25 protein-coding genes and 2 pseudogenes are annotated in these 25,921 nt (G+C 61.9%); 18 read left to right on the plus strand and 9 right to left on the minus strand.

From position 1 onward, the window contains the following. Positions 1 to 420: 420 nt before the first annotated feature. On the plus strand, positions 421 to 912 hold the full coding sequence (locus AOT96_RS35520) for a hypothetical protein (protein WP_141695798.1): 492 nt from the start codon (positions 421 to 423) through the stop codon (positions 910 to 912). Between the two features lie 153 nt (positions 913 to 1,065). Here the strand turns inward: AOT96_RS35520 and AOT96_RS31655 are convergent, their stop codons facing one another. Next, positions 1,066 to 1,992: a phytanoyl-CoA dioxygenase family protein gene (locus AOT96_RS31655; protein WP_082654909.1), complete on the minus strand. Its 927-nt coding sequence runs from the start codon at positions 1,990 to 1,992 to the stop codon at positions 1,066 to 1,068. A 1,153-nt stretch (positions 1,993 to 3,145) separates the two neighbouring features. Here AOT96_RS31655 and AOT96_RS36175 point away from each other — a divergent pair. Both AOT96_RS36175 and AOT96_RS31665 read left to right on the plus strand, forming a co-directional pair. Further along, the gene (locus AOT96_RS36175) at positions 3,146 to 3,349 is read left to right on the plus strand and encodes a hypothetical protein (protein WP_231915127.1); all 204 of its coding nucleotides are present in this window, start codon (positions 3,146 to 3,148) and stop codon (positions 3,347 to 3,349) included. 636 nt (positions 3,350 to 3,985) lie between these two features. After that, positions 3,986 to 4,294, plus strand: a pseudogene (locus AOT96_RS31665) (recombinase family protein); the annotation flags it as partial. A gap of 289 nt (positions 4,295 to 4,583) precedes the next feature. Here the strand turns inward: AOT96_RS31665 and AOT96_RS31670 are convergent. Beyond that, positions 4,584 to 5,702, minus strand: coding sequence for a hypothetical protein (locus AOT96_RS31670; protein ID WP_141695799.1), 1,119 nt, complete (start codon positions 5,700 to 5,702; stop codon positions 4,584 to 4,586). Positions 5,703 to 6,033: 331 nt separating this feature from the next. Between AOT96_RS31670 and AOT96_RS31675 the strand changes: the two genes are divergently transcribed. The 3 genes from AOT96_RS31675 to AOT96_RS35890 all read left to right on the plus strand — a co-directional run bounded on the left by AOT96_RS31675 (position 6,034) and on the right by AOT96_RS35890 (position 10,665). Further along, positions 6,034 to 7,134, plus strand: a complete 1,101-nt coding sequence (locus AOT96_RS31675) for a hypothetical protein (protein WP_058227837.1) — start codon at positions 6,034 to 6,036, stop codon at positions 7,132 to 7,134. Then, the gene (locus tag AOT96_RS31680) at positions 7,131 to 8,372 is read left to right on the plus strand and encodes a hypothetical protein (protein WP_058227838.1); all 1,242 of its coding nucleotides are present in this window, start codon (positions 7,131 to 7,133) and stop codon (positions 8,370 to 8,372) included. Before AOT96_RS31675 ends, AOT96_RS31680 begins: the two co-directional genes overlap by 4 nt. 145 nt (positions 8,373 to 8,517) lie before the next feature. Then, entirely contained in the window at positions 8,518 to 10,665 is a 2,148-nt protein-coding gene (locus AOT96_RS35890) for a TerD family protein (RefSeq protein WP_058227839.1), read from the plus strand. A gap of 239 nt (positions 10,666 to 10,904) precedes the next feature. Here the strand turns inward: AOT96_RS35890 and AOT96_RS31690 are convergent, their stop codons facing one another. After that, the gene (locus tag AOT96_RS31690; protein ID WP_082654910.1) at positions 10,905 to 11,549 is read right to left on the minus strand and encodes an RES family NAD+ phosphorylase; all 645 of its coding nucleotides are present in this window, start codon (positions 11,547 to 11,549) and stop codon (positions 10,905 to 10,907) included. Continuing rightward, a complete protein-coding gene (locus AOT96_RS31695) occupies positions 11,550 to 12,179 on the minus strand; it encodes a helix-turn-helix domain-containing protein (protein ID WP_058227840.1) in 630 nt (209 codons plus the stop codon). A 370-nt stretch (positions 12,180 to 12,549) separates the two neighbouring features. Between AOT96_RS31695 and AOT96_RS31700 the strand changes: the two genes are divergently transcribed. The 5 genes from AOT96_RS31700 to AOT96_RS31715 all read left to right on the plus strand — a co-directional run bounded on the left by AOT96_RS31700 (position 12,550) and on the right by AOT96_RS31715 (position 15,720). After that, positions 12,550 to 12,981: a hypothetical protein gene (locus tag AOT96_RS31700; protein ID WP_065352986.1), complete on the plus strand. Its 432-nt coding sequence runs from the start codon at positions 12,550 to 12,552 to the stop codon at positions 12,979 to 12,981. Between the two features lie 607 nt (positions 12,982 to 13,588). Beyond that, complete coding sequence (locus tag AOT96_RS36180; RefSeq protein ID WP_231917497.1) at positions 13,589 to 13,909, plus strand: hypothetical protein; 321 nt, start codon at positions 13,589 to 13,591, stop codon at positions 13,907 to 13,909. Continuing rightward, entirely contained in the window at positions 13,906 to 14,226 is a 321-nt protein-coding gene (locus tag AOT96_RS36185; RefSeq protein ID WP_231917498.1) for a hypothetical protein, read from the plus strand. The genes AOT96_RS36180 and AOT96_RS36185 overlap by 4 nt, the downstream gene beginning before the upstream one ends. A gap of 591 nt (positions 14,227 to 14,817) precedes the next feature. Beyond that, positions 14,818 to 15,039 carry a hypothetical protein gene (locus tag AOT96_RS31710; protein ID WP_058227842.1) on the plus strand — a complete coding sequence of 74 codons (222 nt, stop codon included), beginning with the start codon at positions 14,818 to 14,820 and terminating at the stop codon, positions 15,037 to 15,039. A gap of 435 nt (positions 15,040 to 15,474) precedes the next feature. Then, positions 15,475 to 15,720, plus strand: coding sequence for a hypothetical protein (locus tag AOT96_RS31715; protein ID WP_058227843.1), 246 nt, complete (start codon positions 15,475 to 15,477; stop codon positions 15,718 to 15,720). 799 nt (positions 15,721 to 16,519) lie between these two features. Here AOT96_RS31715 and AOT96_RS31720 read toward each other — a convergent pair. Both AOT96_RS31720 and AOT96_RS31725 read right to left on the minus strand, forming a co-directional pair. Continuing rightward, positions 16,520 to 16,864 (minus strand): hypothetical protein, encoded by a 345-nt coding sequence (locus AOT96_RS31720; protein ID WP_058227844.1) that lies wholly within the window; start codon positions 16,862 to 16,864, stop codon positions 16,520 to 16,522. A 131-nt stretch (positions 16,865 to 16,995) separates the two neighbouring features. Next, entirely contained in the window at positions 16,996 to 17,193 is a 198-nt protein-coding gene (locus AOT96_RS31725; RefSeq protein ID WP_058227919.1) for a hypothetical protein, read from the minus strand. A gap of 275 nt (positions 17,194 to 17,468) precedes the next feature. Between AOT96_RS31725 and AOT96_RS31730 the strand changes: the two genes are divergently transcribed. Then, positions 17,469 to 18,506: a LacI family DNA-binding transcriptional regulator gene (locus tag AOT96_RS31730; RefSeq protein ID WP_058227845.1), complete on the plus strand. Its 1,038-nt coding sequence runs from the start codon at positions 17,469 to 17,471 to the stop codon at positions 18,504 to 18,506. 1,230 nt (positions 18,507 to 19,736) lie between these two features. Here the strand turns inward: AOT96_RS31730 and AOT96_RS31735 are convergent. Continuing rightward, positions 19,737 to 19,943 (minus strand): hypothetical protein, encoded by a 207-nt coding sequence (locus tag AOT96_RS31735; protein WP_058227847.1) that lies wholly within the window; start codon positions 19,941 to 19,943, stop codon positions 19,737 to 19,739. 410 nt (positions 19,944 to 20,353) lie between these two features. Between AOT96_RS31735 and AOT96_RS35535 the strand changes: the two genes are divergently transcribed. The 6 genes and pseudogenes from AOT96_RS35535 (at position 20,354) to AOT96_RS36675 (ending at position 24,010) form a co-directional block, all read left to right on the plus strand. Next, positions 20,354 to 20,512, plus strand: coding sequence for a hypothetical protein (locus AOT96_RS35535; protein WP_156779013.1), 159 nt, complete (start codon positions 20,354 to 20,356; stop codon positions 20,510 to 20,512). Then, positions 20,509 to 20,661 carry a hypothetical protein gene (locus tag AOT96_RS35540; RefSeq protein ID WP_156779014.1) on the plus strand — a complete coding sequence of 51 codons (153 nt, stop codon included), beginning with the start codon at positions 20,509 to 20,511 and terminating at the stop codon, positions 20,659 to 20,661. Before AOT96_RS35535 ends, AOT96_RS35540 begins: the two co-directional genes overlap by 4 nt. Next, positions 20,658 to 21,224 carry an STAS domain-containing protein gene (locus tag AOT96_RS31740; protein WP_058227848.1) on the plus strand — a complete coding sequence of 189 codons (567 nt, stop codon included), beginning with the start codon at positions 20,658 to 20,660 and terminating at the stop codon, positions 21,222 to 21,224. The genes AOT96_RS35540 and AOT96_RS31740 overlap by 4 nt, the downstream gene beginning before the upstream one ends. A gap of 76 nt (positions 21,225 to 21,300) precedes the next feature. Next, positions 21,301 to 22,725 (plus strand): WS/DGAT/MGAT family O-acyltransferase, encoded by a 1,425-nt coding sequence (locus AOT96_RS31745; RefSeq protein WP_058227849.1) that lies wholly within the window; start codon positions 21,301 to 21,303, stop codon positions 22,723 to 22,725. A 794-nt stretch (positions 22,726 to 23,519) separates the two neighbouring features. After that, positions 23,520 to 23,666: pseudogene (locus tag AOT96_RS36670) on the plus strand (hypothetical protein); the annotation flags it as partial. 155 nt (positions 23,667 to 23,821) lie between these two features. Further along, complete coding sequence (locus AOT96_RS36675; RefSeq protein ID WP_412778655.1) at positions 23,822 to 24,010, plus strand: putative Ig domain-containing protein; 189 nt, start codon at positions 23,822 to 23,824, stop codon at positions 24,008 to 24,010. 415 nt (positions 24,011 to 24,425) lie between these two features. Here AOT96_RS36675 and AOT96_RS31760 read toward each other — a convergent pair whose 3' ends face one another. Further along, entirely contained in the window at positions 24,426 to 24,725 is a 300-nt protein-coding gene (locus tag AOT96_RS31760) for a chorismate mutase (RefSeq protein ID WP_058227920.1), read from the minus strand. 423 nt (positions 24,726 to 25,148) lie between these two features. Beyond that, a complete protein-coding gene (locus tag AOT96_RS31765; RefSeq protein ID WP_058227853.1) occupies positions 25,149 to 25,895 on the minus strand; it encodes an SDR family NAD(P)-dependent oxidoreductase in 747 nt (248 codons plus the stop codon). Positions 25,896 to 25,921: the final 26 nt, after the last annotated feature.

The following is a 25,921-nucleotide window of genomic DNA, read 5'->3' on the forward strand; positions in this document are numbered from 1 at the left end:
ACGGCTCCGGCCGTGGGCGGGTCATCTCGATATCGTCCATACTGCGAGGACCACCAACGCCACCACGACCAGGACGATCGCCGTTGTCGTTTCGGCGGGATGCGCGTTGATCCACTCGCTCATCGCACGATTCGACATTGACGACGTATCGACCATGTGCGTATCCCTTCGAACGGAGATCAATCGGTCAGAGGCAGAACAGGATCCACCCGTGCAGTATTTCCGTTGATGTCTGTTTCACCGTATCGCTGACACCCGCACACGCGAGAATCTCAACGCCAATGACCACCCGTGGAGCGTCTCACACCATCGACGCCGTATTCCTCACGGATCGACCTTCAGGTGCCATGTTGCGAAGTGAATTGCTCCAAAGGGAAAAAGTGCACAGGTCCACGAGATGCTACCGAGGAGGAGAACGTCATGCAGCTCGCTCTCGCAACGCCAACTCAACGAGCACGCACGTACCGCGTCGAAACCTCTTCGATCGCAAGCTTTCTCGTGATCGCCGCAGTGGTCATGGCCTCCCTGGCTGTTGTACTCGCGCTCGACGTCGGCGAACCCGATCATGACACGACCGGCGCGCAGCCATGGCTGCGCTGGCCGGCAACGATCATCGTGGGCGGCCTCGCCGCAGTACTGCTGGGTGCATGCTCGCGGTACCTGTTCGTGCGCTTACACCCAGTACCGACACTGGTGAACACACCGTTGCATGCGGTGGTGACACGTCCGCCCGGCGGCCAGGCAAGGAGCCGGAGTCGAGGTGTTTCACATCGACGTCGCCCTGGACAACGACCGCTCGGTCGCATCGATTGCGGATGCCGTAGCGCCGAGCTCGATCGGCCAGTTTTCGGTCGGCTCTCGCTGGCAGGTCTACCCCCTCTCAGACGACGCCCGCTGGGTTGCATTGAGTGAGAGCCACCACGAGATCATCCGCTACAGGTATCTGATCCACACCCCCACCAGCAGGAACCGACCTCACCTGTTGGTCGAGCGCCCCGGCCCATGTTCGGACCTCGCACACCGTGATGCGACCGACGTGAGGTGACATCGCCCGGGCAGTATCGACTACCTGCGGGCGGCGAGAAACTCCGGTCTCGGTGCAGCACCGCAGTAAGGCGGCGCGAGCGCATTGTCGACGCTGTTGAAGACCACGAAGATGTTCGCACGAGGTACGGGCGAAATATTGCCCGCGGACGCGTGGAGCAGATTGCTGTCGAACAGTGTCATCGAACCGGCAGGTCCGGTGACGACCTCGATGCCGTGCTGATCGTACTGCTCGGAGATCATCTGCTCGTTCGGGACACCGACTCGGGGGATCTCGTCGACCAAGGATTCTTCGAAATACCGTGGCGGGGTGGCGCCGGCGCATTGCAGGAAGGTGCGGTGCGAGCCGGGCATGACCATCAAGGGGCCGTTGAAATGGTGGTTGTCGGTCAAGGCGATCGAGGCGCTGACCGCGCGCGGGGAGGGCATCCCGTCTTCGGCATGCCAGGTTTCGAAATCGGCATGCCAGTAAAAAGCGCCACCTCGGAAACCTGGCTTGTAGTTCAGGCGACTCTGGTGAACGTACACCTGCGATCCCAGAATCTCTGCTGCGATGCAGGCGGCCCCGGACTCCTCGATCGCGTCGGAGACCACCAAACTCAGATTCGCGATGTCGAAGATGGACCGCACTGCTGATGAACCCTTTTCGCGAACGATCCGCTCGTCCCCGCGCAACTCCGGTTCTTCACCGAGTCGCACGACCTCGCTCAGACATCCCCGCACCTGGCGGTCGTCGAGCACTCGGTCGCGATGTGTGAACCCGTTGGCCTCGAAGTCTGCGTACCGAGTACGCATCTTCGGATCCCAGAGAACAGGGTCGGGGCGTTGATACGCACTCGGCGACGCCATCACCCGCGTGTGGTACCGGTCGGCGGCAACAGCCATCAGTACGAACTCCCATCCTCGCGCTGCTCGAATCCCGTCTCCGGCATCGGCGGACACCGACACTGTAGGTGATGCCCACGGCGCAGACACCGGCCGGACAAGCGATTCGCGTACTGCCTCATCGTTTATAACACCTACCCGCGGTAGTTCTCAAATCGCTTGGACTCCAACGACTTTCTCTGCTATTTCAAAGCATCCGTCGAGCCGGCTCGGGTCTCGGCTACGCCCGGAGGATCCGATCGAGTTGGATTGTCTAGGGTAAATGGGGGGTGAGTCGGGTGTCTGGTCAGCAGGTAGGTCAGTGCTGCCCGAACAATCCAGGAGAACGCGATGCATCACCCCATTCGAAGCCGAACCTGCACCCGGCCAGCGTCGAGCGAGCCCTCGAACGTGGACGAGAATCGTTTATAACACCTACCCGCGGTAGTTCTCAAATCGCTTGGACTCCAACGACTTTCTCTGCTATTTCAAAGCATCCGTCGAGCCGGCTCGGGTCTCGGCTACGCCCGGAGGATCCGATCGAGTTGGATTGTCTAGGGTAAATGGGGGGTGAGTCGGGTGTCTGGTCAGCAGGTAGGTCAGTGCTGCCCGAACAATCCAGGAGAACGCGATGCATCACCCCATTCGAAGCCGAACCTGCACCCGGCCAGCGTCGAGCGAGCCCTCGAACGTGGACGAGAGTTGAAGCAGATCGACAGCGACACCCATCGACCTTCAACAACAGATACTTATTGCCGTCGTCAGGGAAACTGGCCGATGGGTGCTCGCCCACAGTTCCGATACAAAATCTGCTGCGGTCGCATTCCTCGTAGTCGAACGGCTACTCGCCCCCGCCTCTGGTCGAAGATTGTGACCGCCACATGGGCTCCGCGACCATGACGTCGACACGGCCGAGCGCCGCCACCTGAACGTCCGGCGGTCAGGAGACTTCGCAGACGGCCCACGCGGCTGGAAATCCACAAGGCAGCAAAGGCCGGCCCCTGGCCTTACCATCTCACCCACGCGCTCTCTCACCACTGACCGACCGGGCCTGACCTCGGCACTGCGATCTGGAATCCGATCACCGGGTCCGGGTCGGCGCCGACCGCCTGAAACGATGTCCCCTATGAGTCACTTCGGTTCATGGGTGCAAGCACAAATTGATCTCCGCGGATATGGGAGCGTCAAGGAAGCCGCCCATGCCCTCGGTATATATCCATCGGTGTTACGTCAGTGGATGTCGATTGTTCGACGGCCCTCACACGGCGTCGTGCGCCGTGCGGCCGACGCCTTCGACGTCCACATCCAAGAGGTCCTCGTAGCCGCCGACTACATGACCGAGGAGGAGTCAGGGCTCGTGGACGCAGTTCCAGCATCAGTGCGACACTTCACCATCGGGCAAATGCTCGAAGAAATCGGCCGCAGAACCGAAGGACGGTAGTTCACCTACCTGTCGGGTACGAATAGCGCAGCAGATGCAGCCGATTTCAGAATCCAGGCGAAACTGCTGAGCACCAGTACATTCCGAAGACAAACCGCACAGCCGGATCTTTGATCCAAAGTCCTAGTACCTCCAGAGCGACCTCGTTCGATGTCCTCACTGGATCGGTCCACGAAATTCCAGGTCAGCGAAGAAGATGAGACAGTCGAGGGACGTGGATACACCCGACCCCGGATTGGAATAACGCCAACGATGACCCTCACCGAACAGCTACACAACTGTCAGCATCTGCTGGAACGAGCACAACTGGCGGGTGATGCCGACGCCGTGCGCCGCTTCTCTGAGCACCGACGCACACTGGTTCAGCAAATAGCTGACGAAAGTACACACACTCGACACAGTCAGGGCTCGTCTCTGGACTGAGATTCGCGCGAAACGGGGCGCCAGAGCAGGTGGTGCGCTGAGCGTGACAGACCACCAGAATCCGTCTCAGCATCGCCGAATGCTGCTGATCCCGATTTACGTTCAGATAAGTTGACAGAGCCGTTGCGGGTATACCGCGAGTGGTGCTTGATCGACGAATGAGCACTGCCACGAATCTCAAGGATGCGGCGGCGTTCGATGGTGGCGTGACATCTGGACCGGTTGGGTCGTTCGCTCCCCCACCTGCTGCAGACCGTCGAAGATCTCGCCGCCCGCACCGTCGGCTTCAAATCGTTGACCGAAGCGATCGACACCACCACCTCCGGTGGCAAACCCTTCTTCTCCATCTTCGGTGCTCTCGCGGAATTCGAACGCAACCTCATCCGGGAACGGACTCGAGTGGGTCTCGCCGCCGCCAGGGCGCGTGGCCGTACCGGCGGCCGGCCACCGAAGAAGACGTCGACGAAACTCGCGCAGGCACGCTGGTTCCGACATCACCGAATCTTCGACAAGGAAACATGAATCTTCTTGTGCAGAAACAGGGTTGAAAACAGCGACCACGGGGGCATGGGGACGCAGCTTTCGTCTCTGAATCCCCTGACGGATATTGTCTGCGTGGCAGATCGAACCCGTCCGTAAGGTTTCACGAACCCGCTCAATACGAGAAGTTGGGCTAGAAAACTGCGACTGACCGCACCGTCACGGACCAGACGCGACACGTTGCCAACCGGGAGGGGCAACTCTCGCCGCCACCCGAATCGACATGTAGCTCGTTGCGCTCGCTGACAGGCGCACCCGTGTTCGAAGATGCTCAGGGCTCGAACGGCAATAGAAGTTCGGATTCGAGTTCCAACCTCCAGTACGGATCATCGGTGCGCGTTCCGAATTCCGCGCCTTGAGGGCTGCTTTCCAGGATCTGCGCGTCGTCGCCGCCCACCGCAGAAATCACCGCAGACGATTGATTCTCACGCGGATCGAACACAACTTGGACTTGCACCAGATCGGAGACCCGGATCTGTCGTTGCGCAGGTTCACCGGCGTTGTACGCCTCGGCGAATGCTCGGGCCTTTCCTTGGTCATCCACGAGAGTGGCAGAGAATCGCCCATCGGTCACTACCGCGCTGCCCGATGCGGACTGTCCGTAGTGCTTCTCATCGCCAAATCCGAAGTATTCGATTCGAGAGAGTGTTATCGCCAGGCGAGCCCCGTCTGGTAACGGGACGGCACCGGACACGTTCACCGTCCGACCCTCCGCAGCGACGGCGGCAGTCAACAGGACAGGTGACGCGCCGGCAGCCGCTGAAGGTTTTCCGGCAGCAGGCGTCGTCGGGTCGTCTCGGACAAGGGGGCAGAACTCGGTACGGGCATAGTCATTAAGCCGCTGAGCATCCGATAATTCTGCGCCACTGAACAAGTCTTCATTGAGCGAGTTTTCCCACGACGTTTCGCCGGCACCGATATCTCGGCAGAGCAGCACGATCGCGTAAGCGAAATCCTCGCGCTGTTCCTGATTCATCGGAACCGACTTGCTGATTCCGTACCCGGCTTCGTCACCGACGATCCCGAGAGCTGTCACCATCCCTGGTGTCACGCCGGCACGCTCGAGCGCCGCGCGCACCGAACCGTCACTGCCCGCGGAAGTTATTGGGGAAAAAGAATTTTCGCTAACGGTGTCGGCCGGAGCGGTCGAACCCTCCTGACTGTGTCGATCTTCGTTTCGGGCCGTCGACCACGCGTTGAGGAGGTATGCCGCCACCACGACCGCGGCGGCCAGCCACAGGAGCCCTCGCCAGTTGACCTTTCCCGCGGACGCGGGGGACGAGGCGTGCTGCGCAACGTAGGCTGGATTCCTGTCCCACCCCCGCCTCTGCTCATTCCACAACCATTCCTGTTGTGGTCGCTGCCCGCCGGGACTCTGCTCCGCGCTCATGAATTCCGTTCTATCTGCAACGCCTACTGATTCCTCGAGCGTCATGTTATTTCTTTACGACTCAGTGTTCCTATTCGGGGAATGATGCCATTGTCGGCTTACTACAGCTCCGCGAAGGCAAATATTGGTTTCAGAGTGTTCGGGTCGAAATCCGGTAAAAGGTGCGTTTGCCCAGTGAGCCTGCCGATGACATGTCCATCGGTATGCGCCCACACTGTACGGTCTTCATTTACTGAAGCTCGCTCAGATGCACGAATGAAGTTTTGATTGATTGTCGGGCTTCTTCGGTAGTGTCTTCCCCGTTGTCTCCATTCGCGCAGAGGAAAAACCCTTGACCGATGTCTCCGCAGATCAGATTGCTCGCGAACTTCGATTGACGCCAGAGCACATGCTCACCTTGCGGGCGCTACAAGCGCGGATGCTGCGCCGCGATTGGGAAGACGCACGCAAACCCAGCGCCCGCAGCACAAAGCAGGATCGACTGCAGCGTTTCGTCGCCGCCGCATTCAACGAGGTGCTCACCTGCGGCGCGCTACCACCAGCACTGGCAGAGGAGTTAACTGCCTACGCGCACAAGCATTTTCTCGACCAACTCCACGGACTCACCTCACTGGCACCCACGCTCGCGCAGAAAGTACACCCTCGATCCGCGTCGGTGGTGATCCTCGCCGAACTCATCACCTTCAGCCCCTGGACCGACGCAACGACATGGGGACCCGGAGTACGAAAAGCCGAACTACGCACTGCAGCCGACGATCTCACCGCTCTACGCACAACCGATCTCGAGACGATGACCGAAGAGTTCGAAAGTTTGATGAAAGCGCTGCGCCGCAAGTCGATCAAATGGGGCAGGGTCGCCGCCGTCTCCGTCATCGGAGTCGGAGCCGGCGCTCTCACTGCCGGGTGGGCGGCTGCACCGATCGGTGCAGCCATCGGCGGCACGATGGGACTGACCGGCGCCGCTGCGGTCTCAGCAGGGTTGGCGATGCTCGGCGGCGGATCCCTCGCCGCCGGCGGCTTCGGCGTCGCAGGCGGGACACTACTGCTCACCGGTGTCGGCGGGCTCGCCGGCGCCGGTGTCGCCGCCGCCGGAGTGCGCTACACCCCGTTAGGTTCGCAAGCGATCGCAGGCGAAGCCGTCAAACTCGACCTGGTTGCCCGCATGGTCCTCGCCGATGCCCCGGACCGGGACGAGAAGATGCGGCGCGTCGTCGAAAGCCTGCAGGAGCGACTCAACGACGTCACCGACCGCATCGGGCTGCTGGTCGAGACGATCAACACACTCAAACAGGAAAAAGCAGCCACCTCCGCCGAAAACACCGAACTACGCGCACGAGTGAAAGACCTCGAAGCCGAACTGATCGAGACCAAACAGGCGCAGACGACCCTGGAGTTGGTCCGCGAGCGTCTACCCGAAAAGATCATCGCGTGAGCGAGGACATCGAGCGCAATCTCGACACCCAGTCACGTCGACTCACCGACATCGAAAACCTCATCCGGGCAACCCTCGACGATCAGGAACCGTCAGCACCACTCACACCAGGTCCCCGGCGCCAAACCTATGACGAACTCACGACATTCAACGACGAACTTCGCGGACGACGCGATTGGACCGACGTCGACCTTGACGCGGCACTGACCGAGGAGCAACGTCAAGCCTTCGAGCTGTGGCAGCAGAAACATCGTCTGTCATGGTCCACATCTGATCTCGTTGCTGTCGGAGCGGTGGGTGCCATCGGAATGCTGTGCACCTGGTTCGACGCCTCCATCGACAGCACTCTCCGGGATCAACTTCAACTCCTCAAATCCTCCGACATCGTCAGTGTGTGGGAGAAAGCCGGCAAACGACTCCCGATCGATTACATGGGACCAGGTTTCGGAGGACGCGCACACCGCGTCAAAGGCGCCGGCCATGATCTCGCGCGGCCGATCGAGGCAATCAAACAGATCATGGCAGGTGAATTCCGCGGCACCGCATGGCATACCGGCGTCGCCACCCAGGTCGTCGTCGGAGACAAGTTCCAGGACGTCGACTCCGCGTCAGAGGCGGCTCTGCGACTTGCTCAGCATCTCCTCGCGGACGTGATCACCCCGATGAGCCTTCCGATTCCCGGTATGTCCTTCCTCTACGAGAGTGACAGCACAGCGCTGCGCGATTTCGCCTTGCACGCGTACAACGGTCTCAGTGCAGGCAACGGATGGAACGTACGAAACGGTATCGCGTTACCCGGAATGACCGTCCTGGTCACAGAAATCTTGATACGCACCTACGTGCACCTCGACCTCTACAAGCAGACCGGCACCGCCCGGTTGGATCTTCCGCACAAGCGCCGACGAAACGAATTACTCCTGGCGGCGCACAGCCTCGTATCAGCTATTTCGCTGGGAAAGGTCGCAGCCCAAATCACCGCCCACTACTACTCGGGAAACTATGTCCGCGCCGTGCATCCCTCGCACATCCGGCACGCGAACATTCCCGCGCTCCTACGCGCAGGCGCACTCGCCGGCACCGTTGTCAACGACGCCTACCGAGCCTCCAAAATCCCCTCCGCCCGTTCGTGGGAGGAACTGGTCACTGATACCGCCCAGCCATGGCAGCTGGACCTCGTGGATGGCATCGAAAGGCTTGGTCGTTCGGAAGTCCTTACCGCGCTGGCGTCCCTCCACTGACCTCACCCACCGAACTGCACGGACTCCGAGATCAGTTCCACATTTTTTGTATCAGAGACCCGCGCGAATTCGCTGCGCCAAGCTGAACAGAAAAATCTTCCGCAGTTTCCCGACTGTCCAACACAGCCATCACCGAAGGGGCTTCATGCACGACCAGTACCTGATCAAAGGCCAGAACATCGCCCTTCCCGACGACATCGAACAGGTCGACGTCCTGATCACCTGGGAAGACTCCACAACCGGAATCGACGCCGCAGCGCTGCTTCTGGGCGCCGACAAGAAAGTCGGCGCCGACGAAGACTTCGTCTTCTACAACCAGCAGGAATCCACCGATGGTTCCGTTCGCTACCTCGGCCGCCGCGACACCGAATCCGGACCACACGAACGTCTCCTCGTGCACCTTTCCGCCGTCCCCACCGGCGTCGAGGTGATCGTCCTGGCCGGAAGTGTCGACACCGGATCCTTCGGAGACCTCGGTAAACTCTCCCTCCACGTGCTCGACGGATCCGGCTCCCCCATCGCCGAATACGTCACCGCGGACGCGAGCACGGAAACAGCATTCGTCTTCGGAGAGATCTACCGCCGAAACGGACTCTGGAAACTACGGGCGATCGGCCAAGGCTGGTCCTCCGGACTGGCCGGGTTAGCGGAAGACTTCGGTGTCGACGTCGGCGACAACACCGCCACCGACAACACCGCAACCGACGACACCGACGACACCGACGACACCGACGACACCGACGACACCGACGACACCGACGACAACGTAACTGCCGCAACAGTAATAGACGAATCCTCGACACCGCTCACCCCCGCAGTTCCGCCCCTCGTCCTCGCGGACACGGCCGCCGACGAATCTGCAGCCCTCGAACCCGCCGCACCCGCTGTTTCGGCGACTCCGGCCACACCAGCTGCGCCCGCAACGAAGCCGGCGCGTCCGCGCGGGGTACGAACCACCAAACCCGTGCCGAAGAAAGCGCCACTACCCGAATTCACACTCGCCGAAGCCGACACCTGGCAACCAGCACGCTTGTTCTCCGTCATCGGAGTCGGATCCGGCGAAGAACAAGAACGCCGCACCACCTCGGCACTGACCTCGACCATGCAAGCCGTTCCGCTGTTCGCGCGAGCAATCACCTCCCGAGCCGGCGCACCCGCGGGATCGTTCGAGGGCTACCTCGAAGTCCCCTACAGCAAAGGCGAATCCCGCGTAATCCCCGACGCCGTGTGGAAGGTTGCCCGCGGCGCCCGCCTGTGGACCGGACTCCTCGAAGTGAAAACCGGAGCAGGCAAACACACCCCCGAACAACTCGAAAACTATCTCGACATCGCGAAGAAGAACAAGTACGACGGGGTGATCAGCGTCTCCAACGATCTGCCCGCCGGCGCCGGCGAGCTACCGGTCGAAGTGGACAAACGCAAACTCACCAAAGTCGCACTACGCCACCTGTCCTGGGCTGAAATCATTCACGAAGCGCGTATGGTTCTCTCACACGGCGGCATCGACAACCCCCTCCAGGCATGGATCCTGCACGAATTCCTCCGATACGTCGAACACCCCAAATCCGGGGCATCGGAATTCGTCGACATGGGACGGCACTGGGTATCGATCCGCGATGCGATCAGCGCCGGAACACTACGATCCGGGGACCCGAAAGCTGCCTCGATCGCGGACTCCTGGATCGCACTCGCCCGCAACCTCGCCTTGCGCTTCACCGCCGAATTAGGGGTCAGCGTCAAACACGTCCTGCCGCGCCGCGCCGTCAACGACGCTAGCTATCGCACTGAACTCACCGTCGAGGAACTGGCGAACGACGGAACATTCACCGCGGTACTGCGAATTCCGGACGCCGCCGGACAACTCACAATCATCGCGAACATGCGCACCAACAAGGTCACCTGCAGCACCCAAGTCACCGCCCCCGACGAAGGCACCGCCGGCAAACGCGTGACATGGATGCTGCGTCAACTCAAAAACGCCCCCGCAGATCTGCTGATCGAAGCCACCTTCACCAACCCGACCTCCTCCACCTGCGAACCGCACACCACTGTCCGCGCGACGCCACGCACCCTCACCGACAACCAAACCGGACAGCTCCACTCCTTCACCCTGATGCGCACCTTCCCACTCGGCGGCAAACGAGCCGGCACCGCCGCCAGTTTCATCGGCAGCGTCACCCACTCCGCCGAAACCTTCTACGCCGACGTGATTCAACCACTGCGCGAATGGGTTCCCGCCGCACCCAAAGCAACCGAACTCGGACGCGACGAACACGGCGACGACGAGCTGTAGAAACACTGCGCGATGCTGCGCGCCGCTGTCCATGTGCGGCCGCGCATGAGTCAGTGAGGTGTGGTCGCACGTGCTGCGTTGAACTGCGGTCATCGTCATCGGTGAGTCCTCGAGCACTGTCCCTATCCACGTCAAGGCGACACTGCGAACGAAACCACTCTCCCCTTCTGGACGCGTAGCGCCACCGCGCGGCCGGACACGGACGAGTCCACATCGTCGCCGTGTCGGTCCGCACTCGTTCAGATGATCGTGTAGCCAAGTTCGTGCGCCGCAGTGAAGATTCGGTCGGCCAATGCCGGATGACTCAACGGCTGCGAAAATTCCGGAAGAGCAGGGAATGCATCGGCGGCGCGTTCGAACAGCGACATGCACACGGCGCCCGCGTACCGGCCGCGGTAGATGATTCCGTCCAAACTCCCGTGGGCGCGGTGGATGGTCCTGGCCCAGTGCTGGGTTCGCCGGTGCGGCGCCGCATCAAGTGCATGATTTCCCCCGACACGCGTCGCCCACACCCCGGCGCCGACACCTGAAACATCGAGCAGCCGCAGCGGCCTGACGAACTTCACACCTGTCAGGAACGGTTCACCGTGACGCCGGTCGATCGTGCGCGACGCCTGGAACGCTTCGGCCAGAGCGCCGCGAGGAGTGCTCGCCCCGTACCAAATCCCGTACCGCGGCTGATCGGCAGCAGGGAGCGGATGGTGATCGAACCGAAGGACCGGGCCGAAGGTGCGAAGACCGCTCCAAGCCAGGACGTGGGTACCAGTAGTACGGTGCACTCGCCACACCACCTCGCCCGGTGTCCACTCGATCAGCTCATCAGGACGAATTCCTGCATCTCGAATGTCCTCGATCGAAGGTGGTACCGGGAGCATCGCCACCATCTACGCGGACTCCCACTGCGCCGCGGTGATCACGTCCGTGGCCGCGCTGATCTCGTCTTCTGTTCCGGCGCACCCTGTCAACCATGCCGCTATCGACACCGGCTCGTCGTCCACTATCAAGGACCGCTGCGCGGTAGTGAGCTGCGCCTGCACCGACAACGGATGTACATCGCCTTCGAACAGCGGGACGATCCGATCCAGGTACGGCACCTGACCGGTGGGCGTGAACTGAGCAGGGGGCAGCAGACGGTGTCGACCGGAAGTGAACGCCCACAGCTTGCGTTCGGAGAGAAGCTGACGGACCCTCGCCGGCGTGACACCGAGACGCTCGGCCGCCTCCGGGATGGACAGTGACGTCTGCACCAGGTTCTGCATCCGGATATCGCGGTCCACCCGCGCTGAAGCCACCGCCAACGGATCTGCCACGAACCCGACATCGTCGAGAATTCGGGCATCGTGAGCAGAAAGGACCGGCGCAGCAACGCTGCGCCGCGACGCGAGGCCTTCGAGGATGTGCCACAGGGCACGTCGGTCAAGGTCGGTCCCCGTAACCTCCTTCAAAGCATCTTCGAAGCGCAGATCGCCGTGCAGGTAACGATCCCGGGTGCTGCCGGTCGCGGCGTCGGACATTGCTAACCCTTTCGGTGATTATCACTCGTAAATCAATGATAGCGCGAAGGCAGGGTGAGTTCCACCGATTCATCCGGATCACACCCTCACGTAGACGAATCCGACTCCAGCGATAATTGGCGAGAGTTGGCGGTCCAGCAGCGGGAGCCTGCCCGCATGACGCCGCGGACATCACGGCCAGATACGCATTGCGCAGAATTCCACCGAAACTCACTGCAACTGGACGCGCAATCGTTGCCCGAGCGACTCCCCAACGCGCGCCGGCAATCACAGGCCTACCGCCCAGCCCGTCAGAACAGACAGCCATCGCCGCCGCGGCATACCGCGTGGCCAGTAAGATATCGGCGATCGGCGTTGCAGTGCCGCGATTGTGGAGACCACAACGGAAACCATCGTCGAACCGCACACAGCGGAGGCAACATTCATCGACACGCCAACGCCGGCGGTGACCAAGTACATCGACTACTGCACTTCGCCCGGTCCGAACACCGCGTTCACGGACGGAACATACGGTTGGACGGACGAATGCGCCGGCCCCGCAGCGATCAGCCGGGTCAGCGAGATCACCGCCAACGGAGGATCCTGCGACGGAACCACATGCACCAACTCACTCGGAACGACCTTCCCCGATCCTCGGGCCGAAGCCGGAATGACCGATGCACCGCCAACAGCTGGCACTCCTCGGACCACGACAAGCACGCCGACAGTAACGAATCCGCCGAACCACCCCCAGGTCCTGTGGTCGGATTTCCTACGACAAGGAAACACCCCGGAACAATGCCGCGAAATACTCGACAACTGATCTCACGCCGAGAGAAAGTCCGTCCAGTCCTGAGCACTTCGAAGCTGCAATTCCGGGGGGGTCTCGACACTCTCGCCCGACTTTGATCCACTCATTCACTGAGCAGGTCCTGTGGTTTGACTGTACGTTTTTCCGCATCCGCACTCGAGTACCGTCCGAAACCTGATGGACACGATATTCGATGTAGATTCTTCACACGGGTTTTAGGCGGAACGAAGAGAAACCCGCTGCGGAGATCAGAATTCGGATACTCACTGCATACTCGGCCACTCGTTACCTGGGCCCACTCGGTAAGAGGAAAACACGCCGCACCCCTTTGAGTGACCCACCCGGTCGGTCGTCAGTACCAGCCGGGTGGGTCGAGTGCGCCCAACTCTGGGGCCAGGCACACGATCAGGGAGCCACCCGCCTGGAGTCGTGTGACAACATCTCGGCGAACCCCATCCATCACCGTCTCGAGCAGAGACGACGCGGAAAGAAATGTAGCGCACACGATTCCACTGACCCGCAACCACCCGGCGTGTTTCGCCGGCCATTTCCTTCCCATGATGTGCGGCGGATCTAAGCTCACCTCAACAACCACGGCCTCAACCTCACGGGAGCAGCGATGAGTCCCAGACCCACCTGGCTCCACACCCGATCCGCCGAATTCCGGGCCGCCCTGCTCGATCTCGGGATCACGATCGCCGACACCGAAGCCCGCACAATCCTCGACGACAAACTCACCGAATACGCGACCCTGATGCGAGTCACCCGCCAGACCGCGCAGAACGACTTCACCGACGAACGCCTCCTCGCCTTCGCGCGCTCGCTCGCGGTATCACTCTCCGACGAAGCCCCCGGCGCCGACCTGATCGAATTCGAACGCACCATCTCCATGCCCGTCGCCGCCGTCGGACTGGCCACCGCAGCACTGCCGAAGCCTTGAAAGTCGCCCACATCAACCTCGACGACAAAGAAGCCGTCGCCGGCCTGTCCCTGCTCTCGACCCTCGGCATGATCACCGCCGATTCCAGCGCCTTCCTCGTCCCCACCCCACGCCCACTGCTCTTGCGGATCGCCCGCTATCTCGACGGCGCCGCAGCATCCATCACCAAAGGTGCGAACCTGCCCGACGGACTCGACGACACCCACAGACAGCAATTCGCGGACATCCTCGCCCAGGACGCCGACGGAATCCGGGCCCTCGCCAACACCGACGACGGCGACCCCCCGACACTGTGGCGCACCCCCAACCCACGCTGAACACCGTGGCAGCAAAACGTAGTCCAGGCGCCGAAACCTGCAGGCGGCTCGCCCGCCGATAGACCAGGGGCGGCTACCGGCGGAGCGTTCGCCATACCCGTTGGGGACCGGGTGATGCCGCTCCCGAAAATTTGGCTGGCGCCCACCCCGGTTACCAGTCTTCGCACAGTTACAGCTACTCGAGCATCGAACTACCCCACAACAGACCGAACAAGGCCGGCTCAGCCCACTCGAAGCAAGAGGGGCCCGTCAGCACAGTCCCGCGACAGTACTAGCGGCAATTCCCGAGAACAGTCCCGCCGCGGAGACTCACCAACGACTGCCCCTTGTGGCTCCCCACGTGCTTGGACATCACCGTCACGCTCAACGAAACTTCGTCACCGGCGGTGGACCGATACCGAGTTAGTGCATTGCACTCGTAGGGGCATATTCGCTGCCTCCCGCGTACCGACCGGCCAACAATGGCGCAGTAACATCACCCTTTGTGGCGCGCTGCTTTCCGCCTCGGTTCCAGCGCACCGCCCCACACCACCACGCATGCAGTCGCCCTAATCGCACTGCCTGAATGATCCACACGTGCAGGAGCTACCCATGACATCACCCGCCGAGCGTCTGACCGCCAAACTCGAGCAACTACCCATCAGCGACGACGCCCCCATGGTTTCACTCCTGCGCACCACCTTGCTCGGTCACGCCCAGCACGGCAGCGACATCACCGAACCCACCCTGCTCGGCCTGCTCGCCATCACCGGCGTCCTCGAAGAACGCCTCACCAGACTCGAAGCAACACTCCAGCCCGCAACCACCCCATGACGCCACCCCACCACGGATACTCACCAACACAAACGCAGACACGGATTGTTCGGCATGACCGTGGAAGCCGCCGGCATCATAGGTTGCATCGCATCCGCCATCGCCATCCTCTGGCGGGCACCTGACATACTCCACACCTGTCGAACAGCTGAACAAGACAGGCTATTCGACATAGATTGTCGACCCGAGTTCTCGACATATCGACCTCGGAACGAGCTGGCGATACGTGGGTTCGCGAAACAATGCCGCCCCCTCCAATAGCTTGTGGATAACTGATCCGCTGCGCGCGATGCTAAAGTCCGCATTGATCAAAGATTGCACTGTCTTCATCAGGTCGGGACCGAATGGAGCGTCACGTCCCATGCCTGCAATAGAACTTGCCTCCGATCCGTCGCGGAGACGGCGCGCCGGCCGCCACAGCGAGACCAGGCAGCAATGTTGAGTAAATTTCGGCGTGACGCCGCCGTCCTCGCCGCGTACCTCGCACAATTCGAGAACACCGATACGAACTGCGCAGACCCCAGACCTGCCGCTACGGCACTCACACCCGAGGAACATCGACAGCGTCGACGCGACTACGCGGATGCCGGCGGGTGGGTGGTCTCGACGGAGGTCAGCGATCAAGACATCGCGGCGCTCACCCAGATGCGGCAACGCTACGGTTTCCCACCCCAATCGTGAATGTCAGCGTCCCCCACACACCGGCAGAGACTCGTCGCCGAGAAATAACGAAAGGAATCCGAACGATGAGCGAAGGCTACTTCCGAACCCAATGCCGAGGATGCGACCTCCTCGTCTATGAAGGACCCTGGATCCCGCCCCGAGAGCGTCAACACCTGCACGAGCGCCACCGCGCACTCTGCACAACACCGTCCACAACCCCACCAACGCCGGCCCTCACCGCGGTGAACACCGTGCCCGTCCCGTTGTTTCTCCTGCGCACCGAGCATCGAGAACTCATACCGCGAACACCCTCATCGCCCGCGAAAACTACTCTGCTACAACGAGTGAGATGACGCGGGAGGGTCATTGCCGAATCGAGGGCCGGGACTTACCAGCCTGCCGGTTCAGCCCGAGGACTCCGCGTCCGCTGATTCGCGGCCAGAGGTCTGTCGGCAGGCTTCCCATAAGAAGTAAGAACAGGCATCCGCCGCGCACAGCTCGAATCACTCAACAGCCATCCCTGGCGCGGCCGACGCGCCTGACACGACCCTGATATCGGGGATCTTTGTGCAGTAGTGGGTTTCGCAGTTATGTTTCTGTGGGCGCCCGTCGACCGGCTGCTCACTCGACGGGAGGCGGGACGCCCGTCCCCCGCGCCTGCCTCACATGCACCACCACTGAGCAGGCGGCAAGTTCAGCGATGAATCGCTCTCGCATCTGAGTCCTTGGCCGGCGCGATTGCGGGATGGGATGAGCCAGAGCGAGACGATCGATGTTCCGGCACCGGGACAACGATCGCTGACACGAAACTTGTTCGTCAGCTCCCGACGCTGCCCGTCCCGGAGCTGCCGGGAACGTGCATCGTCGAGCCGTCGACGACAGACCCCACGGGTCCATCGGTGACCGGCGTATCCGTGACGAGGATCGGCATCCGATACACGCTGCCGTCGTCGCCGCGCAGTTCCAGATGATGTTCACCTGCCGGGACGTCCGAAGCGACGAGATCGATGATCGCCACGCCGTCGTCGCTCACCTCGAACGTGCCGACCTCGACCGGATCGGATCGGAGAACAACGTTCCGACGAACTTGCCCACCTTCGTCTGCGGAGAGTTGCGTTGTCGCAGCATTGAGTCGGTCCTTGTTGTCGGTGACGACAGGCACCAACAACCGGCCGCCGTCACCGCAGTTTCCGCTGAAACTACGGAGCCCGGCGGCCGGGCCGGGAGCGAGCGCGTTGATTCACTCGGCCGTCAGCGCTGTGGTCCACGGAGACGAGGACAGGTGGGCTCCGGTCAGTCCTCGCTGCCGGAGCGGTCACCGATCCACGCGAGGAGATCTGGATCGGACGACGTCAGCCGGTCCACTTCCTCGCCGTCGTCGCAGCGTCGTAGTGACACCGTGATCGATGTGGGGGTTCGGTGCACAACCCGCCACATCGCTCCCGAATCCGACCACCGCGAAAGAGTTTCCACCGGTTGCTCTTCCGTCATGTCGGCTCCGCTCAGGTAGTGGCCCAGCTGTCCGGTCCGAAGACCTCGTAGTGGATATTCTGCGCCGGGACGTCCCGTTCGAACAACGATGCGCGCATCGCCAAGAAAAAGCTGGAAGGCAATGAGCGGGCGTCGAACTCGCTCTAGTCTGAACCCCTCCGCAGAACGCTCCATGAGTTGTCCGCCAGTGAACTTCGCACGACAGGCCAACCGCCGCAACGAGCGGGCGATACCCTGGAAAAATCACATCGCCCGCCAATAGGGAACGAGCTGCAGTGGCATCCCCCGATACCCCCACGCTTCGCGACGTCGCGGCAGCCGCAGGCGTAGCAGTGGCGACCGTCTCTTATGCCCTCAACGGCAAAGGCAGGGTCGACGCCGCCACCCGCGCCCGCATCCGAGAGATCGCCGACCGCATAGGCTACCGGGCCAATCGGTCGGCCCAGAACCTCAGATCAGGCCGAACGGCCACCCTCGGACTGATGCTCCCACCGCCGGCGGAGCTGACCCCCGCCGGGTGCCTCAACTTCGACTGGTACGGGCGCATGGCAACAGCGGCTGCCCAAGCCGCATTCCACGCCGACCATGCGCTACTGCTGCTGCCCTCGGCGACAGACCCGAACGCACTACACCGCTTCGGACTGGACGGGGTGCTGATCATCAACCCGATGACCGACGACCCACGCGCCGACCTGGTGACGAAAACCGGAATCCCCTGTGTAGCAGTGGGTCCTGCACACCCCACCCGGTTTCAATGCTCCATCTCACCGGATCTCACCGCCACCACTCACACACTCCTGAACCACCTCACAGACCGAGGAGCTACGAACATTCTCCTTCTGAACCCGGGCATGGACTCGGCATGGACGCGCGCCACGACCAACGCTTACCTCGAATGGTGTCGCGTCCGCGGCGCAGCACCCCGAGTCAGCGATGAACCGGTGCGGTTTCCGGGCGCCGACACCGTCGAGCGAGATGTCGCGGCCGCGTACGCGACGACCCGCAAAGCCCTGACCTCGAAGAACCCTCCCGACGCGATTCTGTCGCTGGTTTTCGGTTCCGCCCCCGCCGCCGCCCGGGCAGCCCTCGACCTCGGCCTGACAATTCCCGGCGACGTCTTGATTGCCCAAGACCGCGACGAACCCGCCCTGCTGACGTCCGCTCCTCCGATCACCGCCGTCGATTTCTTCCCCGCAGAGCAAGCGACCACAGCCGTGCAGAGACTGCTGAACCTGATCAACGGCGACACCCCCGCTACGCTGAGCCACTCTCGCAGTGAACTACGCATCCGGGCCAGCACCGCACCTGTGTGAACCCCACGACCGTCGTTCAGTACAGATCTCACCGTCCACTGAGTCCCTGTTCGAGCCTTCACTCCGGAATCGAATGCCCACGCAGGTAATCCATGGGGAAACCGGCCGAGTTGGGAGTGCCTACTATGCGATTCACGCTACGCATCCTTCAGATGCCCAGCCCGCGGCTTGTCTCCAACATCGCTTGGCACCATATGGATTCGTCGTCTGTTCCGCGGCCCGGACCTTCTGGAGGACCGAAGGGCAGCGCGGCTCGCGCGGCGGCCTGGCACAGTACCGTCCCGGCGAGCCTCTGCAACGGCGCCGCGACCACGAACCGCCCTCCGTTGGCGATCTCACCGTGCAAACACCACATCGCACCCAACCAGTAACACAACCGTGAACTAGTTTCGCGTACAGTCGGGCGGCAGCCTGCGGGATGGGCGCTACTTCAAATCCTGTCGGTCCACCGTCGACGTCGACGCATTCACTTCGCAGGCTGCACGGCACTTCTCGCAGAACCGCACCTCGATCGCCGACTCGTTGCCGAACCCCACATCCAAACCTCTCACCTGTTCGAGTGCTCATTCCTTGCCCAGTATGGGCACACGGCTCATCGGCGCGGCACTTGCACGCCACCCGATGAGCCACCCCACACCACCCACCAGCCCGGCTACAGGATCCCCCCGAATCGGCATCCCCGCCCCGCCTCTGAACTCAAGCGCCGCAACCCAACGCAACACGGCCGCGGTGCCCATGCCCCGGGGGGGCACACCGCTGTCCGGCCGACTCCTCCGATTAGCGAAACCTCCCCACTCCGCGAGCAAAGTGGACCCCGGGGCGCGTCGCCCTGTCCCCTACCCAGAGCACTGACCCTCCAGTAGACAGACAATCGTCTGAGCGGCCGAAGTCCGGGCCCTGCGCCCCCGAGCACGTCCGACAAGGCGAGCTGCCGGCGGACGCGAACCCGACATCGCCCTGCCCTCGACGAATAGCACCCGATCCCACCCGCCGATGAAGGTTCTCCCTGTAAACACCGAACAGTGTGGCCCCGGCACACGGCGCGGCGGAAAATCAAGCCCAGCAGCACAACCAATCGCCGCAGCAATCGCCAGCGGTATCTGATCAGTAACTCGTGAACGCCCACCGATGCCTGTTCCACCCTCATGGCGGGTCGTCGCCGGCACATCCCCGGCGCCTCTTCCTTACACGACCGGGGATGCTGCCCGAAGCGTCAGAGGCACTCCAGCGTTAGGCGGCGTCCACCGCGCGCCGACGGGGACGCCGGCGCGCGCGGAGCTGCGCATCGCGGGATTGGTCGCCGGCGGCGGGCAATTCCCACTCCTCCCCGGCCATACACGAGGCCGCGACCGCGATACCCAACACCTCACACCACCACGCGTGACGCTCCTGGGACTCGGTCCACACCACTACGTCCATGTCGGATGGATCCATCATCACTCCCTCGAATCGCCCCCAATTACCCTCTTGGCTTGTTACCCAGGTCACACACTCCGAAACACGGTGGGCGCGAAAAGGTTCCAACACTCCCGACCGCGGTGCCCGGGGAATCCACCCCGGCGCAACACACCCCACACCGGCACGCTCGAAAGTAACTGTGAGGCACACCCTCTCGACGACAATCTGCAACTTCGCACCGACCGGTCACTCCGACACCCCCAGGCCGCTGTTCATGGACATTCGACCAGTGGCGAGGACCGCCGGAGGTGATGTACAACTATCCACATGCGCGAAATACCGTGACGCACATCACAATTGCTTGTGACGGTCGAACACACATAAACCCGGAACGCCACCGCGCCAGACCACCGTGCCGGCTTCGACTCCACGCAGACAGGAACAAGCACATGACCACACCGACCACGGACACCAAACAGGGCTCGTCCATGAGTACCGCCGAGATCAAAGCTCACATCGCGGCCATGTTCTCCGACGACCGACACGAAGCACCCACAGCACCCCGCACCACCCGACACCGATCCCCCGGTCCGCGGATATCGGCGTGAACGCCAACCTCGCACTGCTCCTGGCAGTGATCGGCGCAGGCCCCGCAAGCCCCACGGCTTTGCGCGCAATGCCCGCCCGCGCCCAGACTGATCGGGTGGCCTTACCTGCCCACACTGCTGACGTCACCGCAGCGGTGCAACCCGGGTGAACACCCCACCGCCCGATCCCACCGAACGACAACCCGCGAACTCATCCCGACGAGCGGCACCGCTCAGCGGCCGGCACCGGCCCAGATACGACACCCCGCATTCCGCTCGAGCACCCGAGGACACACACACGCGTGCAGCCACAGCTGCCTCAGTCGCGTTCACCGCGATCCCTGCCGCCCACGACATCGTCCGCTACGCCGTATCGGGAACAATCGACGCCACCACCTGCGGAACCTTCGGCGCCCATCTCGACGAGATCACCGCAGCCGGCGGACCGTTCGTCCTCGACCTGACCGGCGTCCCCTTCGTCTCCGTCGGAGGCCTCACCCTCATCGAGGCACTCGCAGACACCACCGCCCGACTCGACATCCCTTGGACATTGGCCGCGCAGTACTCACTGCACCGGTTCCTCACCCTGCTGAACATGAACACACACATTCCCAGCTTCGACACCGACGAGGCAGCACTCGCGCACCTGATGGACACCCTGGGTCACTGCCGACCCTCGGGGACCCGGCCGGGAGCTGGGAAGAACAGCGAATCCAATCCCCCTTCCCCCTGAATCACCCTTTCGCCCAAAAACTATCGGCCGCCCGGGTCCGCACCGACTCGGCAAACCGGAACACGTGAGGACACACATGCTGTTACCGATGGCACCCACCGATTCACTGTTCCTCCACGGCGAATCCCCCGGCCATCCGATGCACGTCGGCGGTCTGGCCATCTTCACCCCCGCCGAAGGCGCAACCGCGGCGGACATGCGCACACTCCTCGAAACCGCTGTGAACCACAGCAACATCCACGCTGTCTTCCGCACCCGGGCGCGCCGCTCCCTCACTTCCCTCGGACAGTGGGGATGGGAAACCCTCACCGACGACGAAATCGACCTCGAGCATCACCTTCGCCGTGACGCTCTCCCCACTCCCGGCGGGATGAACGAACTACACGCGTTGGTATCGAGATTGCACAGCACACTGCTCGACCGCAACCACCCCTTGTGGGAAATGCACCTCATCGAAGGCCTCACCGACGGCCGCTACGCCGTCTACACCAAAATTCATCATGCACTCGCCGACGGAGCCAGTGCCATGCGATTGCTGCGCGAAAGCATGAGCGAGGACTCCGACCGCCGGAACATGCCCGCGCCCTGGCAAATTCCGCAGCCACCCACACCCCCGGCAACCCCCCAACCACGCAGCGCAGACCCAGACTCAACCCGTCAGGAATCGTTTCGACCCGAATTCTGGTGGAACACCGCTCGGACGGCCGCCGGTGAGATAGCCGGGCTCATCCCCGCGACGGTGAACACCCTCGGCCGAGCACTACGTGGCAAAGGCGGCGCTATATCACTCGCCGCACCACACACCCTGTTCAACGTTCCCATCGGCAGCACCCGCCAGATAGCCGCACTATCCTTCCCACTCGAACGAATCCGGCTGCTGGCCAAGCACTCCGACGCCACCATCAACGACATCGTCCTGACAATGTGCGCAGGCGCCCTCCGCAACTACCTCCACGAACGCGGCGCCTTACCCACCGCTCCCCTGATCGCAATGGCCCCCGTCTCACTACGCGCAACCGATGACCCCACCGACCGCACTGGCAACCGGGTCGGGGTACTCATGTGCAATCTGGCAACCCACCTCACCGACCCTGCACAGCGCCTCGAGACGATCCGCACCTGCATGAACGAAGGCAAAGACTCACTGCACGCGATGAGCCGAGCTCACGTACTCGCAATGAGTGCGCTCGGCGTCGCACCCCTCGGAATGGAAATGCTTCTCGGCCGCCGCGGCCCACAACGCCCACCGTTCAATATCGTCATCTCCAGCCTCGCCGGCCCCAATACACCGCTGTACTGGAACGGTTTCCGGCTCGATACCCTCCACCCCGTCTCGATCCCCACAACAGGACAAGCACTCAACATCACCTGCACCAGCAACGACGACCGCATCGTGTTCGGCCTCACCAGCTGCCGGCGCACCATCCCGGACCTTAACCCGTTACTCGACCACCTCGAGAACGAGCTCGACCTCCTGGAAACCTGCAGCGCCAGCAAGTAGGACAGGGTAGGACCTCACCGACCCATTTTCCACATCTACCTCAACACCCACGGTGCAGTCGGACCGAGATCGGCGCCTCGAAAAAGTAGCTGCTGGCAAACCGATGTCTGGAGAATCACGTTCATCTTCTGGGATTCGATCCGTCGCGCGGCCGATCTGTCCTGCCTGGTGCCATGTCCGGCAACCCCGTCATTGGCAGACGAAGTGTGACAACTGATCAGCGCTTGTCTCAACAGCCGACGTGCAGAAGAGCTGTTCAGCTGCCCAGACAGTGTCGGATCGACGCATCGAAACACGGTGAGAACACCGACATTCCGCCGGCCACCCGCCCCGTGATCCCGAGATGAAGGTGCCAGGCCGATTTGAGGCGAGCGTGAACGCTGGCCAATGCAACATCGAAACATTCTGCAAGAAAACCAACTCGAAACACACGGCACAGTCCTCCACAATCGCGTTCGCGCGAACGAAACGAAACGGAACGGAACGACATACTCGAAGCGACGAAGACGCCGGCCGAGAAAACCCCGTGGCGTGACCAATGAGGCCAACTGCACCGTAACCTCGTCGACGTCATCCTTGACCTTCCTTCCCCGGCCCATTGGTGTGTTCCGTAATGTCCCGGCTCGTTGGAACGAAGGCCCCGACCCATGCATCCGAGAGCGGGCGCTCAAGAACACAGGGACAAGGGCGATTGAACGAGCACAAGAATTTCAGACACCGGCGCCCATGCCTACAGAGGTACACGCCTGCGCACCCGAGGGAGATTTTGACCAGGCCTCACCCCGAACGGTTCCCGCGCATACGCCACCAGCCAGGATGCCAGCACGGTGTCGGTGATCGATATCGCCACCACCACGGTCGTCGAGGACCCCGTCACGGTCGGCAGGAATCCGGTCGCGGTTAGCGATCACCCCCGACGGTGGGCGCGCGTACGTCGCTAACATCTTCGGTAGTTCGGTGTCGGTGATCGCGGTCGAGGTATCACCGACTCTGACCGGCATCCCGCCATCCGGGGTTCTCGGCCAGCCCTACAGTCACGCCTTCACCAGGGCCGGGCAACCCGATTCCACCCTCACCGTCACCGCCGGGGCCTTGCCTGCAGGACTGGCTCTCACCGAGGGGGGCGCTCTCCGGAACCCCTACCACCGCCGGATCATTCACCTTCACCGTCACCGCGTCGAACGGTACCGGTGCAGCCGCCGTCTTGCCGGTCACTCTCATGATCATCGCCAGCACACCGCCTACGACCGGATCACTCGGATCGTTGGAGGGCTTCGGATCCTGACCGCGAGGCCGTGGCTTCGCGGCACCCTACATGCCAAACGTGGCCGTCCCCCCATCTCCGGAATGGACGGCGACGTTCCTGCATTCGGCAGATTGATCAGGGCCGGGCAGCAGTGTCGTCGTTGCCCCATTCGCCAAACCGTTTCCGCGACAGTCGAGTCCACCTGAGATGCCGACCGTTTTCTTCATCAACGAATTCGTTTCCGAATCGCAAATCAAGTGAAAGTCACTGCTCACTTGTCTTGACAAAGAGTGAACCGATACGGGTTCCACACCGCCGAGGCGCTCACGTATGCTGTCCCCACCGCATGGGGATGGCAGCTCTCCCCCTCGATACTCATGTCCGTTTTCTCCGACCGCCATGGTTTAAACGACCCAGCCGGTTCTGTGGCGGTCGAGGTCGACCATTTAGCTACTCATTCTTCCCTCGCGGCGATGATTTCGTGATGACTCACCACCTCAGAAACGACGAGCTTGAACCACTTTTCGGTAAATTCTGGGTCGAGGTTGGCATCAATCGCTAGTGCTCGAAGCCGAGCGGTCTGGCGGATCTCGCGGTCCGGATCCGTGGGAGGAAGCCCGTTCCGGGCCTTTAGAAGGCCGATTTCTTGTGTGAGCTTGAACCGCTCTGCCAGCAAATGTACGAGTGCGCTGTCTAGGTTATCGATCGATTCGCGTAGTGAGAGAAATCGGTCGAGCTCGTCGCAATCAACTATGGTTTGCTGCCCGTTTCGGTGACCGTCCTCCAACGCTCATTGCCTTTCATCCTTGTCTTGGCCGACAGAAGACCACAACCAAGTCGTGCCATCGCCAATTTTTCAATGAACGTATTCAACGGCCGTAACTGAGGATCGGAGCACCAAGGACCACGAATCGCCAACAGACGTGGTAGGTCAACTACGAAAGTCGTACGCCCTCCCCGCATCCATTGGGACCACTTCTGAGCTCGAAACTGCGTGAACTCATGTCAAGCGGCACCACTGGCACTAGATCCCAGTCATCGACAATTGGCAGCACCCGGTATCGCGGCACTGCGGTCCCATGATGCGTCGGACAAGATAATTGCTCACTCCGCAGCGCGGCTCAAGTAACGAAGTGTACGACAGCGATATCTCGTCGGTTCGGAATATGACTGAAAACTACTGTGCAGTTAGCCCAGCGTCGATCACGTGCTCCATACCGCTGATGTATGAGGAATCTTCAGAGGCCAAGAACAGTACGAGCTTTGCAACTTCTTCGGGTTCAGCCATTCGGCGCAGCGGGATATCGGCAGTGATTCCGCCTCCGTCGGCGCCACTGGCGGCTGCCATCATCGGGGTCTTGATGTAACCGGGATGGACAGAATTCACTCGAATGTTGTCCGGGCCGTACTGGACTGCAACATGTTTGGTCATTCCGCGTGACGCAAACTTACTTCCGACGTAGGCAACATTCGGAGACCCGACGATGGAGACCATGCCGGCAGTGGAGGAGATATTGACAATGGAGCCACCGCCGGCCTTCTGCATGGACGGTATGACCGTCTTCATTCCGAAGAACTGCGAGTGCTGGTTTACCGCAACCACTTTCAGGTAATCTTCTTCACTCAAGTCGAGTGTCGGGACGACGGGGCCGATGATGCCGGCATTGTTCACGAGAATAGTGACGGGCCCGAATGTCGATTCCGTTTCCTCTAGAACGCTCTGCCATCCGGCCAGTGAAGTCACATCCTGCCGGATGAAGTGCGCGTTCTCGCCCAGCTCTTCCGCGATCGCCTGCCCCCGCTCTTCGTTGAGATCGGTGAAGACCACTTTTGCGCCCTCTTTCACGAAGAGCCTTGCGTGTGCTTCTCCCATTCCCTGGGCCGCACCGGTGATGATGGCAACTCGCCCGTCTAGCTTTCCCATGTTCTTCTCCTTCTGCTGCGATCGGT

The sequence above is a fragment of the Rhodococcus sp. 008 genome, assembly GCF_001682295.1.
In the GTDB taxonomy this organism is placed as follows: Bacteria; Actinomycetota; Actinomycetes; order Mycobacteriales; family Mycobacteriaceae; genus Rhodococcus_F; species Rhodococcus_F qingshengii.